Source organism: Cellulosimicrobium sp. MI9406 (assembly GCF_040595865.1).
Taxonomy (GTDB): domain Bacteria; phylum Actinomycetota; class Actinomycetes; order Actinomycetales; family Cellulomonadaceae; genus Cellulosimicrobium; species Cellulosimicrobium funkei.
This window is the reverse complement of the sequence record NZ_JALIZI010000011.1, coordinates 52,451-65,759: the sequence shown is the minus strand read 5'-3', so window position 1 is coordinate 65,759 and position 13,309 is coordinate 52,451. Positions and strand designations below refer to the sequence as shown.

Below are 13,309 nucleotides of genomic sequence, written 5' to 3'. Positions count from 1 at the left end.
CCGTGGTGTGACGAGACACCTCCTGCTCGTCCTCTCGCACCCCGGAGCCCTCGATGCCTCGTGCCCTGTACCTGCTCGCCCTGGCGGTCTTCGCCATGGGCACCTCGGAGTTCATGCTCGCCGGCCTGGTGCCGGACATCGCCGCCCGTCTCGACGTCCCGGTGGGGACGGCGGGCCTGCTGACGTCGGCCTTCGCCGTCGGCATGGTCGTCGGCGCGCCGGTCATGGCGGCCTCGGCCCGCCGCCTGCCGGTGCGGGCGACGCTGCTCGGCTGCGTCGCGCTGTTCGCCCTCGCCCACGTCGTCGGCGCGGTCACCCCGAGCTTCGCGGCGCTCGTCGCGGTCCGGGTGGTGGCGGCCTTCGCCAACGCGGGGTTCCTCGCCGTCGCGCTCAGCACGGCGGCGACGCTGGTGCCCGCGGACCGCACGGGGCGCGCCGTCGCCGTGCTCCTGTCGGGCACCACCGCCGCGATGGTCGCGGGCGTCCCGGCCGGGGCTCTCCTCGGCGCCGCGTGGGGCTGGGAGTCGACCTTCTGGGCTGTCGCGGTCCTCTGCCTGCCCGCCGCGCTCGGGATCGCCCGCGGCCTCCCCGCGCGCGGGCCCGAGCGCGCGACCCTGCCGTCCGTCGACGCACCGTCGCTGCGGACGGAGCTGGCACAGCTCGTCTCGCCCCCGCTCGGCCTGACGATGGTGTCTGCCGCGCTGGTCAACACCGGCACCTTCGCGACGCTCACGTTCCTCGCTCCGCTGGTGACCGACGTCGCCGGGCTGAGCCGGTGGTGGGTGCCCGTCGCGCTCGTGCTCTTCGGGGTCGGCTCCTTCCTCGGCGTCGCCGCCGCGGGCCGGACGTCCGACCGCATCCCCGGGGTCGTGGTCGGCGCAGGCGGCGTCCTGCTGCTGGGTGGCTGGGTCGCCCTGGCCGCCTTCGCCGCCGTTCCGGTGGTGCTGCTCTGCCTCGTGCTCGTGCAGGGCGTCCTCGGCTTCGCGGTCGGCAGCACGTTGATCGCGCAGGTGCTCCGCGCGGCGTCGGGCGCACCGACGCTGGGCGGCTCCTTCGCGACGGCGGCGCTCAACGTCGGCGCGGCCGTGGGGCCGGCCGTCGCCGCAGCGACCATCGCCACCGGGCTCGGCGACCGCGGGCCGGTGTGGGTCGCCGTGGCGGCGACGGCGCTCGCCCTGGTGCCGGTAGCCGTCCTGCGTCGCGCGACCGGCCCCGCGACGGCCCGCGCCCCCCGCTGACCCGTGCGGGCGCTCCCCCGCGCCCGCTGCGGCAGAATCGGGCCGTGGCCAAGAAGACGAAGTCCTCCGCGCACGCCGGCACGCCCGCGGTCACCCTCCTCGAGCGCGAGGGGGTCGCCCACACGCTCCACCCGTACGAGCACGACCCGTCGAGCGAGCTGTCCTTCGGGCTCGAGGCAGCCGCGGCCATCGGGGTGCCCGCGGAGCAGGTGTTCAAGACGCTGCTCGCCGTGGTCGACGGCGGCCCGCTCGTGGTGGGGATCGTGCCGGTCGACCGACAGCTCGACCTGAAGGCGCTCGCCAAGGCCGCAGGCGGCAAGAAGGCGAGCATGGCCGAGCCCGCCGCGGCCGAGCGCGCGACGGGCTACGTCGTCGGCGGGATCTCGCCGCTGGGCCAGAAGCAGCCCCATCGCACGTTCCTCGACGACAGCGCGCTCGCGTTCGACGCCGTCTACGTCTCGGGCGGACGGCGCGGGCTCGACGTCGGCCTGTCGCCCGCGGACCTGGTGCGCCTCACCGCGGGCACGGCCGCTCCGATCGCCCGGTAGGCGCGGGTGAAATACGGGCCGCCCCTTGCATAGGTAGCGCAGCTCCACCGACGATAGCGCTGACCAGGGGCTATCAAGGGGGTTCTCATGGCTCGGAGCCGCACCGTTGCAGCGCTCGCGATAGAAGCAGATCTTGATTTCGACGAAGCCCTCGTTGCTCTCTGGGACCAGGGAATCGACAGCCCGATTCGCGCCGACGACCAGATCGCAGTTCGAGACCTAGACCGAGCAAGGATTGCGCTGGGGCTTGCTTCGAAAGACGAACTCACATCGATCCGCTACTGGGCAAACCGGCTCGATCGATCAGAATCGCAGATCAGGTCAGTGCTCCGAGAGAGTGGGCTCACGGTATCCGAGTCAGCAAGCCGAATCCCTAAAGGCGGCGTGGGTTTTATGCGGCGCATCGCCACCTCCGAGGGATTCTCGCACTTGCGCCACACCGAAACTGCACCGACTCGTGCAGAGCCTCCGGACCTCAACTGGCGAATGATTGGAAAGCAACGCGAACCGCTTTTGCTTAGCGAAGGCGATGTTGAATCGATTCATGAACAGTTGTTTAAGGACTACAAGGGCACTGCGGACCCAATCGACACCCCTGGTGTGCGCTCGCACGACCTCCTTTCATCCGCCTGCGCCCGCCCGGCGACATCACTCGGCGCGCACCGCAAGTATCCTACGGCTGAAATGGCCACTGCCGCCCTTGCGCATTCTATTGTCAACAATCACCCCTTTCACAACGGAAACAAGCGTACTGCGCTCGTTTCCATGCTTGTCCTGCTCGATGCGTACGGACTTACACTCACATGCAGTGACGACGACCTCTTCCGCTTTATTCTCCGAGTGGCTCAGCACCGCCTGGTGCCGCGAGAGTGGCCAGACCGCCCCGATCGGGAAGTCTTAGAGATGGCATCCTGGTTAAGGGAGAACACACGCTCGGTGCAACGCGGAGAGCGCCCAATTAAGTGGCACAGGCTTCGGCGGATACTGGCGGAGCACAACTGCATTTGCGAAAAGGCGAAGAACGTCGGCAACCGCATGAACATATATCGAGATGTCGCCGAGAAGAAGCGTTTCGGACGAGTGGCGACCACGAAGAGGCTTCACGTCCAGGTTCAGTACGGCGACGACGGACGAGAGGTAGAGAGAAATACCCTTAAGCATATCCGACAGAGCTTGCTTCTCGACGAGGAGCACGGCATTGACTCTGCCGTATTCTACGAAGGCGAAGAGACGACAGCGGGCGACTTTATACTACGGTACCGTCGGATCTTGGGCCGCCTCGCTCGGCTCTAGAACGCGATTTGCTATCTCAGGCCGAACCGTGGTGGAGGTGGCCGCCGGCCACTGCGCCAAACTAGGGCACGCGGCGAATTACGCCCCCAGCCGCGGTGTGAGCACGCCTCCGTGCGCGACGGCGATCGCGATCCTCCCAGGCTTATAGCGGACAGTTCCAGAGCCGCACGTGGTTTACGGACCATCTCACCTGGTCAGGCTTCAGCGCTGGTAGAAGGTGTACCGCGCGTCGGTCGGGACGATGTCCTTGCCGAGCGGCAGGAGCGAGACGGGGATCATCTTGAGGTTGGCGATCCCGAGCGGGATCCCGATGATCGACACGAACAGCGGGATCGCGGTGACGACGTGCCCGATCGCCAGCCAGATCCCCGCGACGAGCACCCAGATGACGTTCCCGATCGTCGACCAGGCGCCCGCGGTCGGCTTGTCGACCACCGTGCGGCCGAACGGCCACAGCGCGTAGCCCGCGATGCGGAACGACGCGATCCCGAACGGGATGGTCACGATCAGGATGCAGCAGATGATCCCCGCCACGACGTAGCCCAGCGCGAGCCACAGCCCGGCGAACACGAGCCAGATGATGTTGAGCAGCGTCTTCACGGCACCGTCCTTTCCCTTCCATTCTCGCCGATCGAGCGGTCGGTGCGGATCGGGGACCACCCTGAGACGACCCGGATCCCGGACCGTGCGGCCGACCTAGACTGGCCGCATGCCCCTCCCCGAGCCGTCGTCCGTGCTGCCCGCGCAGATCGCGCAGAACCTCGACCGGGTGCGGGCCCGGGTGGACGACGCCGCGCGCGCGGCCGGGCGTGCGGCGTCGGACGTGCGGCTGCTCGTGGCGACGAAGACCCAGCCCGGCGACGCCGTGCGCGCGGTCGTCGAGGCCGGTGCGGACCTGATCGGCGAGAACCGCGTGCAGGAGCTCGTCGCGAAGGCGCCTGAACTCGCCGACCTCGTGGCGGCGGGGCGGGTCGAGGTCCACATGATCGGCCACCTCCAGCGCAACAAGGTCAACCAGGTCCTCGCCACCGCGACCGGGGTCGAGAGCGTGGACTCGCTCGCGCTCGCCGAGGCGCTCGCGGCGCGCTGCGCGCGCGACGGCCGCGTGCTCGACGTCCTGGTGCAGGTCAACGTCTCGGGCGAGGAGTCGAAGTCGGGCGTGCGGCCCGACGACGCGCCCGCCCTCGCGACGGCGGTCGCCGCGCTCGACGGACTGCGGCTCGCAGGCTTCATGACGATCGGCGCGAACTCGCCCGACGAGGCCGTGGTGCGCGCAGGCTTCGCGCGCCTGCGTGCGGTGCGCGACGCCGTCGTGGGGTCGGGCGCGCCCGGGACCGCGGACGCCCGCGCGCTGTCCATGGGCATGAGCGGCGACCTGGAGCTCGCGGTCGCCGAGGGCGCGACGATCGTCCGCGTCGGCACCGCCGTCTTCGGCCCTCGCCCCACCCCGCCGAGATAGAGCCCCGGTCAGCCGAGGGAGGGGCCCGGTAGACCGAGGTAGAGGCCTGGTCGCGACCAGGGTTCTACCTCGCGGTACCCGGCCTCTGCCTCGGCGGGGTGGTCATCGCGCGGGGAGTGCGCCCAGCCGGGCGAGCGCGCCGCGGACACCAGCCACGCCGTCGCCGGCCAGCGCCTCGCGTGCGGCGTCGGCCTCGACGCCCGCGAGGAGCATCACGAGCGCGACGTGCACCTCGCCGTCGGCCGCGCGCAACACGTCCTCGCACTCCTCCGAGCCCAGGCCGGTCGCCTGCACGAGCATCCGGACGATGCGCGCGCGCAGCTTCTGGTTGGTCGGGCGCACGTCGATCATGAGGTTCGAGTACGTCTTGCCGAGGCGGATCATCGTCGCGGTCGAGAACGTGTTGAGCACGAGCTTCTGGGCCGTCGCCGCCTTCATGCGCGTGGAGCCCGTGACGACCTCGGGGCCCGTGTCGACGAGGATCGCGACGTCCACCCCGGCCGCGAGCGGCGCGTCCGGGTTGGCCGAGACGAGCACCGTGCGCGCCCCCCGCTCGCGCGCGACGTCGAGCGCCCCGCGCACGTACGGGGTGCGGCCGCTCGCCGCGAGACCGACGACGACGTCGCGCGGCCCGACGGCGTCGACGTCGGCGCGCCCGAGCGCCACGTCGTCCTCCGCCCCCTCGACGGCCAGCATCATCGCGCCCACACCGCCGGCGAGGTGCGCGACGAACCACTCCTCGCCCACGCCGTACGTCGGCAGGAGCTCGACGGCGTCGAGCACGCCGAGGCGGCCCGACGTGCCCGACCCCACGTAGTGCACGCGGCCGCCGGAGCGCAGCGCCTCCACGGCGAGGTCGACGGCCTGCGCGATGCGACCGCGCTGGGCCCGCACCGCGTCCGCGACGACGGCGTCCTCCTCGGTGATGAGCCGGACGACGTCCGCTGTCGGGAGCAGGTCGACGTCGGTCGTGCGCGGGTTGCGCTCCTCGGTCGGCGAGGCGAGGCGCACCAGCTCCTGCCACTCGTCGGGGCTCGAGGTGGTGCTCGCAGCCCCGCTCGGAGTGCCGCTCGTGGCGACGGTCGGGTCGGTCATCGGGAGGTTCCCTTCGTCGGGTCCGGCAGCGGACCCTGGGTGCGCGGGCCCGGGTGCAGGCCGTGCGGGGTGTTGGCGAGCGCCAGACGGCGCACCGGGCCGCTCGCGGCGGGCCACGGAAGCGGCGTGGGCGGGGTGAGCGAGCCGAGGACGACCGCGCGGCGGGCCCCCGTCGCCCGACGGCGGTGCTCGCCGACGGCGGTGCCCGGCAGCCCGTGGGCCGACAGGAAACCCAGGAGCGCGAAGAGGTACGCCTCCTTCGCGTCGACCGGCAGGCCGAGCGCCTCGGACGTCACGACCTCGCACACGTGCGGCACGCGCTCGGCGAGCGCCGCGCGCAGCCGGTCGAGGAGCACGGGGTTGCGCGCTCCCCCGCCGGACGCGACGACGCGGCGCACGTCGCGGCCCGCGAGCGCGTCCGCGACGCTGACCGCGGTGAGCTCGGTGAGCGTCGCGACGAGGTCGGGGCCCGTGAGCCCCGGGCGCACGGACGCGAGCCGGCGGGCCGTGTACGTCGTGTCGAAGAGCTCGCGGCCCGTCGACTTCGGGGCGGGCGCGGCGAAGTACGGGTCGTCGAGCAGGGCCGCGAGCGCCACCGGGTCGACCGTGCCCTGCGCGGCGAGCTCGCCGTCCTTGTCGTACGCGAGGCGGCCGTCGGTGAGGGCCGCGACCGCGACGTCGAGCAGGCAGTTGCCCGGGCCCGTGTCCCAGCCGGTGACCGGGTCGTCGACGCGCCCCACGAGGGACACGTTCGCGATCCCGCCGATGTTGAGGGCCGCGGTGAGCCCGGTGTCCGCGCCGTCGGCGCCGGTGTCCTCACGCCCGAGCCAGAGCGCGTCGAGCACGCTGACGAGCGGTGCGCCGTGGCCGCCGGCCGCGACGTCGGCCACGCGGAAGTCGCTGATGACCGGGCGCTTGACGTGCTCGGCGACCCACGCGGCGTTGCCGAGCTGGAGCGTGCCGCGGGCCCGCGCCCCGACGACCCAGTGGTAGATCGTCTGGCCGTGGGACGCGACGAGGTCGACGTCACCGCCGGCGACGTCGTCGATCGCGCGCCGACCGGCGCGGCCGAGCTCCTGCCCGATGAGGGTGTCGAGCTGGGCCACCTCGGCCACGTCGACGGCGGCGGGCGGCAACGCCTTGAGGATGCGCTCGCGCAGGGCGCGCGGCCACGCGTACTCCGTGTGGCCGAGGGGCCGCATGCGCAGCACGCCGTCGTCGCCGAGCGTGAGGTCGGCCGCGGCCGCGTCGATCGCGTCGACCGACGTGCCGGAGGACAGTCCGAGGACGATCATCGCTCTCCCTCCCCCGCCGCGCCGACGGTCAGGTCGGCGCCACGCGTCTCCGGGTCCGGGCTCGTGCGCGGGCCCGCGGCCCCCTGCAGGAGCGCGACGGCGGCGCGCGCGTTGGCGCGCCCCGTCCCGCACGCGACCACGACCGTGCGGTCCGCGCCGAACCACGCCCCGACGGCACCGGGGAACCCGGTGTGCACGACGGCGGCGTCCGGCCGCGCGGCGAGCAGCTCCGTGAGCCGTGCGTGCTCGCCCGAGCCGGGCACCGGCTCGCGCGTGAGGACGACGAGCGGGCGGTCGCCCGCGCGCACGGCGTCGAGCGTGCGCGCCCACGCCTCGGCGTCGGCCGGGCGCAGGTGCCGCACGTCGGGGCCGAACGCGTCGTCGAGCGCGCGCTGGACGTGCTGCGCGGTGCGACCCGCGGCGTGGTCGAACCGCAGGCGCAGGTCGACGACGTCGGGTGCCGTGGGGGCGGGCGGATCTTGCGGCGCGGGCCCGGCGAACCGGACGGCGCGCGCCGCGACGCGGGCGCCCACCTGGTCGAGGGCGTCGAGCGCGGCGCGCGCGGACTCCGGCGAGGGGACGACGCCGCTCGCGGCCTGGCGCGCGCGCACCGCGGCGAGGGTGCGCGCCGTGCGCGCGGCGGACGCGCGCAGGCGCTCGACCGTGACCCGGCCGGACGCCACGGCGTCCACGAGCGCGCGCTGCGCCTGGCGGAACAGGACCTCGTCGTCGCGCCCGACGGTCGTGCCCAGGCACAGCAGGTCGGCGCCCGCCTCGACCGCGCGGACCGCGACCTCGCCGATGCCGTGCGGCGCGGCGTCGTCGGCACGGGACGAGGAGCCCGCGTCGTCCGCCGCGAAGGTCGCGACCGCGCCCATGTCGAGCGCGTCGGTGACGATCGGGCCGTCGAACCCGAGCTCGCGCACGAGCGCGCCGACGGCGGGCTCGAGCGTCGCGGGCAGCGCGCCGAGCGCGGGGACGACGACGTGCGCCGTCATCACGGCGTCGAGCAGCGCGTCGTCGGACCCGTCGTCCGGGGCGATGGTCGCGACGAACGGCGGCAGGTCGCGCGCTCGGAGCTCGTCGAGGCTCGCGTCCACGACCGGGAGGGCGAGGTGCGAGTCGACGTTCGTCGCGCCGTGCCCCGGGAAGTGCTTGCCGCACGCACCCGCGCCGCCCGCGTGCAGGCCGCGGACGAACGCCGCGCCGTGGCGGGCGACGAGCGCCGGGTCCGCGCCGAACGAGCGCACGCCGATCACGGGGTTGTCGGGGTCGGAGTTCACGTCGAGGTCGGGCGCGAGGTCGAGGTCGACGCCCGTCGCGGTGAGCAGACGACCGAGCGCGGCGCCGACCTCCTCGGTGACCGCGACGTCGTCGACCAGCCCGAGGGCCGCGTTGCCGGGCAGGCTCGAGCCGGTCGCCGCCTCGAGCCGGGACACGTCCCCGCCCTCCTCGTCGACCGCGACGAGCAGGTCGGGCGACGCGCCGCGCAGGCGCGCGGTGAGCCGCGCGGTGGTCGCGACGTCGGGCGTGTTGTGCCCGAACAGCACGACCCCGGCCAGGCCGTCGCGCGCCGCGTCGACGAGCCACGCCGGCAGGTCGTCCGTGCCGGTGAACCCGGGCAGGAGCATGCCGTTCACGGCGCGCACCACGTCGGTCGCACGCTGCGCCCCGGTCGGGGCCGCGGTCGGGGGCGTCGCGCCGCTCATCCCTTCACCGACCCGGCGGTGAGGCCCGAGGACAGGTTGCGCTGCACGAGGACGAAGAACACGAGCACGGGCAGCGTGATGATCGTCGACGCGGCCATGACGGCGCCCCAGTCGGTCGTGTTCTCGCCGAAGAACTTCTGCAGCCCGATCGGCACGGTGTACTTGCTCGACTGCTGGAGGAACGTCAGCGCGAAGATGAACTCGTTCCACGCGGTGATGAAGGAGAAGACGCTCGTCGCGACGACCCCGGGCGCGACGAGCGGCACCAGGACCTTCCAGAACATGCGCCCCCACGACGCGCCGTCGAGGAACGCCGCCTCCTCGAGCTCGACCGGGACCGCGGCGACGAAGCCGCGCAGCGTCCAGATCGCGAAGGGCAGCGCGAACGCGAGGTACACGACCGCCAGGCCCAGGAGCGAGTTGAGCATGTTGAGGTTGCGCATCTGGATGAACAGCGGGATGACGAGCGCCTCGAGCGGCACCATCTGCACCATGAGGATGAGCACGAGCATCGACTTGCGGAACCGGAAGCGGAACCGGCTCACCGCGACGGCGGCGAGGAGCGCCACGACCGACGACGCGAGCACCGTGCCGAGCGCGACGAGCACCGAGTTGCGCAGGTAGTGGCCGAACCCGCCGTCGTCGATCACGGTGACGAAGTTGTCCCACGTGACCCCGGCGGGCAGGAGGCGGGCGCCGCGCGTCGCGGCCTCCGGGTCGATCGCCGAGGAGAACATCCAGTAGGCGGGGAAGAGCGAGAAGGCGAGGAGGGCGACGATCCCCACCGTCTTGGCGGCCGCCACGCCGGGACGACGGCGGCGGGCGCGCAGCACCTGCTCGGTGCGGGCGCCGGGCCCGGGGGCGGCGCGGGTGTCGGCGACGGCGGCGCTCACAGCTCCTCCTCCTTGAACAGGGTGCGCATGTACACGAGCGTGATGCCGAGCAGGATGAGCGTGAGCAGGACCGCGATCGCCGCGCCCATGCCGTACTTGCCCTGCGCGAACGACTGGATGTACGACCACACGCCGAGGTTGAAGACGTCCTTGTTCCCGCCGTTGCCGCCGGGCATGAGGTAGATCTGCGTGAAGACCTTGAAGTCCCAGATGGTCGACAGGATCGTCACGACCGCGAACACGGGGCGCAGGATGGGCGCGGTGATGGCCCAGAACCGGCGCCACGCCGTCGCGCCGTCGACCTTGGCGGCCTCGTGCAGCTCGTGCGGGATCGTCATGAGCCCCGCGAGCACGGTGATCGCGACGAACGGGAACCCGTGGTGCACCACGTTGAGCGTCGCGATGGCGTAGAACGACAGGCGCTCCGTGAACCAGTTGACCGTGCCGGGCTCGATCGCGCCCACGCCCTCGAGCACCGAGGCGACGAGGCCGTTCAGCGGGTCGAAGATCCACACCCACACGTACGTACCCGTGATCGCCGGGACCGCCCAGGCGACCATGATCGCCGTCGCGCCGACGCCCCGCCAGAACCCGCCGAGCGTGTTGAGGAACAGCGCGACCGCCGTCCCGAGCGCGACCGTGAGCACGACGCACGCGAGCGCGAACAGCACGGTGTTGGGCAGGACCGTGGTCCACAGGTAGCTGTCGCCGAGCAGGTCGGCGTAGTTCTGGAGCCCGATCCAGTTCGACTCGCCGCTCGCGATCTGCCGCAGGCCGTAGTCCTGCAGCGAGAGCAGCACGACGCGCACGAGCGGCCACAGGAGCAGGACGCCGAGGACGACGAGTCCCGGGGCCAGCAGCAGCCAGGGGCGCAGCGGGGAACGGTGGCCGAGGCCCGTGCGGCGCCGTCGTGCGGCGGTCGGCACGGTGCTCGACGGCGGCCGGTCGGCCGGGGCGGCCGGGGCCGGCGAGGCGCCGGGCGCGGCTCGAAGGTCTGCCATGGGAGAGGTCCTGTCGCGGGGTGCGGGGCGTGGTGCGGGCGCCGGCGGTCGGGGTGCCGGCGGAGGGCGGCGTCCGGCCGCGGGCGTGCTGCCCGCGGCCGGACGCGTCAGGTCAGGAGCCGAACGTCTCGTCCATGTCGGCGGCCGCGGTGTCGGCGGCCTCCTGGACGGTCGCGCTGCCCGACAGGACGGACTGGAGCATCGTCTCCAGCGTCTTCTTGCCCTGGATCTGGCCGTAGAGCGGCGTGACCGGGACCGAGCGGCCGGCCTCGACCATCTGCTGGGCGAACGGCGCGACGATCGGGTCGTCCTCCTCGATGACCTTCTCGAGGAGCGACGTCTGGCCCGGGAAGTAGCCGGACTGCTCGCCCCACGCCTGCGCGAACTCGCCGGTCGTCATCATCTCGACGAACTTCCACGCGAGGTCCTGCTTCTCGCTGGCCTCGAAGACGCCGAGGTGCGAGCCGCCGAGGAACGAGTCGGACAGACCCTCGGTCTGGCCGGGGATCGGGAAGGCGCCGATCTTGCCCTCCATGTCCGGGACGTCGGCGAGGATCTTGCCCGGCGTCCAGCTGCCGGAGATCATCATGCCGACCTGGCCCTGCTCGAACGCGGCGAGGAGGTCCGTCTCCTTCCACGTCGTCGCGGCGGCGGTCGAGAAGCCGTGCTCGGTCGCGAGGCCGGTGTAGAACTCGAGGCCCTCGACCGACTCCGGCGAGCTGATCTCCGACGTCCAGGTGTCGCCGTCCTTCACCGCGAGGTCACCGCCCGCGCCCCAGATGAACGGCATGGCGCCGTACTGGCTGTCGCCCGCGACGGGGAACGGGATGATCTCCGGGTTCGCCGCCTTGAGCGCGTCCGCCGCGGCGACGAGCTCGTCCCACGACGTCGGGGTCTCGATGCCCGCCGCCTCGAAGAGGTCCGCGCGGTAGACGACCGAGCGCACGCCCGCGTACCACGGCATGCCGTAGACGCCGCCGTCGAGGGTCGCGGACTCGACGAGCCCGGGGACGAGGTCGTCCTCGAGGCCGGCGTCCGCGATGCGGTCGGAGAGGTCGGCGAGCGCGCCGACGTCTGCGAACTCGCCCGTCCAGGTGGTGCCCACCTCGGCGACGTCCGGCGTCGTGCCGCCGGCGATGGCGGTCGTGAACTTGTCGTGGGCGCTGGCCCACGGCTGGAACTCGATCTGGAGGTCGGCGCCGGTCTCGTCCTTGAACGCGGTCGTCACCTCGTCGAAGAACGCGTCCGCGTCGGGGTTGGTGCCCTCCATGATCCAGACGGTGAGGGTCTCGCCCGAGAAGTCGGTCGCGTCGTCGCCACCGGTCCCCTCGGAGCCGGACCCGCCGCCGGAGCTGCACGCGGCCAGGCCGAGCGCGAGGACGAGGGTGCCCGTGACGGCCACCGTGCTGCGTCGCTGCATGCCGTGACACTTCCTTTCTGGTCGGCCGTCGGGGGAACGGCCGGGTCGTGTGTCCTGACGGTCCCGCGCGGCCGGTCGGCTCCCGCGGTGTGAAACTTACTTCCATCAGTGGACGTATGTGTGGAGATTACTGCCACGCGTGCGCGAACGGAAGCCACGACGGCAGATGTTGCACGTTCTTAACAATCGCCGGGCGTCGCCCGGCTCGGGCGACCGCTCAGGCCGCGGGGCCCGACGCGCGGGCGGGCGTCGTGCTCACGCCCCGGCCGCGCACGTCCCGGCGCATCACCCGCGCGTCACGGGACGCGCGCGGTCCACTCCGGCGTGGAGAACTTCGTCCGCGCGAGCTCCTGCGCGCGCTCGCGCTCCTCGGGGGTGACCGCACCCTCGACCGTGCGGTACCGCGAGCGGAAGTGGTCCTTGAACGCCTCGATGACGTCCTCGCGCGCCATGCCCGTCTGCGAGCGCACGGGGTCGACGCGCTTGTTGGCGCTCGTGGTGCCCTTGTCCGAGAGCTTCTCGCGCCCGATGCGCAGCACCTCGGTCATCTTGTCGGCGTCGATGTCGTACGCCATGGTCACGTGGTGGAGCACCGCTCCCCCGCGCAGCCGCTTCTGCGCCGCGCCCGCGATCTTGCCGGCCGGCGACGCGATGTCGTTGAGCGGCTTGTACGTCGCCTCCACGCCCAGGTCGGCGAGGGCGCCCAGCACCCAGTCGTCGAGGAACGCGTACGAGCGCTCGAAGCTGAGCCCCTCGACGAGCGACCCCGGCACGTACAGCGAGTAGGTGATGGTGTTCCCGGGCTCGACGAACATCGCGCCCCCGCCCGAGATGCGCCGCACGACCGTCACCCCGTGCCGCTCCGCGCCCTCCGGGTCGACCTCGTTGCGCAGCGACTGGAACGAGCCGATGATCACCGCGGGCGACGCCCACTCCCAGATCCGCAGCGTCGGGCCGCGACGGCCCTCGTCGAGCTCCTCCGTGAGCACCTGGTCGAGCGCGAGGTGCATCGCCGGCTCCTCGGGCCCCTCGTGGACGATCTCGAACGTGTGGTCGTCCCACCCCGTCGCCCGGCCGAGCGCCCGGCGCACCGCGATCGCGACCGCCTCGGGCGAGAACCCGACCATCGTCACGTCGGGCCCGAGCGCGGCCTGCACGGCGCTCGCGAGCTGCGCGACCGTCGCCGTCTCCGGCATGCCCGTCAGGGCGCCGTCGATGTCCTCGAGCGCGTCGTCCGGCTCGAGGAAGAAGTCGCCGCTGACCGCGACCCGGGCGAGCCGCCCGGCCTCCACCTCGACGTCGACCGCCACGAGCTTGCCACCGGGGACCTTGTACTCACCACGCACGCGTCCACCCTA

12 protein-coding genes are annotated in these 13,309 nt (G+C 72.7%); 4 read left to right on the top strand and 8 right to left on the bottom strand.

Going from position 1 to position 13,309, the window contains the following annotated elements; genetic code table 11:
• Positions 1–53 precede the first annotated feature (53 nt).
• The 3 genes from MT994_RS18425 to MT994_RS18415 all read left to right on the top strand — a co-directional run bounded on the left by MT994_RS18425 (position 54) and on the right by MT994_RS18415 (position 3,079).
• Positions 54–1,238, top strand: a complete 1,185-nt coding sequence (locus tag MT994_RS18425) for a Cmx/CmrA family chloramphenicol efflux MFS transporter (RefSeq protein WP_354807439.1) — start codon at positions 54–56, stop codon at positions 1,236–1,238.
• Positions 1,239–1,282: 44 nt separating this feature from the next.
• Entirely contained in the window at positions 1,283–1,786 is a 504-nt protein-coding gene (gene ybaK / locus MT994_RS18420) for a Cys-tRNA(Pro) deacylase (protein WP_354807437.1), read from the top strand.
• Positions 1,787–1,873: 87 nt separating this feature from the next.
• A complete protein-coding gene (locus MT994_RS18415; RefSeq protein ID WP_354807436.1) occupies positions 1,874–3,079 on the top strand; it encodes a type II toxin-antitoxin system death-on-curing family toxin in 1,206 nt (401 codons plus the stop codon).
• Between the two features lie 201 nt (positions 3,080–3,280).
• Here the strand turns inward: MT994_RS18415 and MT994_RS18410 are convergent, their stop codons facing one another.
• Entirely contained in the window at positions 3,281–3,679 is a 399-nt protein-coding gene (locus MT994_RS18410; protein ID WP_021483390.1) for a YccF domain-containing protein, read from the bottom strand.
• Positions 3,680–3,788: 109 nt separating this feature from the next.
• Here MT994_RS18410 and MT994_RS18405 point away from each other — a divergent pair, with 109 nt between their 5' ends.
• Complete coding sequence (locus MT994_RS18405) at positions 3,789–4,538, top strand: YggS family pyridoxal phosphate-dependent enzyme (RefSeq protein WP_354807435.1); 750 nt, start codon at positions 3,789–3,791, stop codon at positions 4,536–4,538.
• Between the two features lie 102 nt (positions 4,539–4,640).
• On the opposite strand, the gene murQ is transcribed toward MT994_RS18405, so the two are convergent.
• The 7 genes from murQ to MT994_RS18370 all read right to left on the bottom strand — a co-directional run bounded on the left by murQ (position 4,641) and on the right by MT994_RS18370 (position 13,297).
• The gene (gene murQ, locus MT994_RS18400) at positions 4,641–5,633 is read right to left on the bottom strand and encodes an N-acetylmuramic acid 6-phosphate etherase (protein WP_354807433.1); all 993 of its coding nucleotides are present in this window, start codon (positions 5,631–5,633) and stop codon (positions 4,641–4,643) included.
• Positions 5,630–6,928 (bottom strand): anhydro-N-acetylmuramic acid kinase, encoded by a 1,299-nt coding sequence (locus tag MT994_RS18395; protein WP_354807432.1) that lies wholly within the window; start codon positions 6,926–6,928, stop codon positions 5,630–5,632. The genes murQ and MT994_RS18395 overlap by 4 nt, the downstream gene beginning before the upstream one ends.
• On the bottom strand, positions 6,925–8,637 hold the full coding sequence (locus tag MT994_RS18390) for a glycoside hydrolase family 3 N-terminal domain-containing protein (RefSeq protein WP_354807430.1): 1,713 nt from the start codon (positions 8,635–8,637) through the stop codon (positions 6,925–6,927). The genes MT994_RS18395 and MT994_RS18390 overlap by 4 nt, the downstream gene beginning before the upstream one ends.
• Entirely contained in the window at positions 8,634–9,467 is an 834-nt protein-coding gene (locus tag MT994_RS18385) for a carbohydrate ABC transporter permease (protein WP_228087653.1), read from the bottom strand. Before MT994_RS18385 ends, MT994_RS18390 begins: the two co-directional genes overlap by 4 nt.
• A 59-nt stretch (positions 9,468–9,526) precedes the next feature.
• Complete coding sequence (locus MT994_RS18380) at positions 9,527–10,531, bottom strand: sugar ABC transporter permease (protein ID WP_085387622.1); 1,005 nt, start codon at positions 10,529–10,531, stop codon at positions 9,527–9,529.
• 112 nt (positions 10,532–10,643) lie between these two features.
• The gene (locus MT994_RS18375) at positions 10,644–11,951 is read right to left on the bottom strand and encodes a sugar ABC transporter substrate-binding protein (RefSeq protein ID WP_043654072.1); all 1,308 of its coding nucleotides are present in this window, start codon (positions 11,949–11,951) and stop codon (positions 10,644–10,646) included.
• A gap of 296 nt (positions 11,952–12,247) precedes the next feature.
• On the bottom strand, positions 12,248–13,297 hold the full coding sequence (locus MT994_RS18370; protein ID WP_354807429.1) for a biotin/lipoate A/B protein ligase family protein: 1,050 nt from the start codon (positions 13,295–13,297) through the stop codon (positions 12,248–12,250).
• Positions 13,298–13,309: the final 12 nt, after the last annotated feature.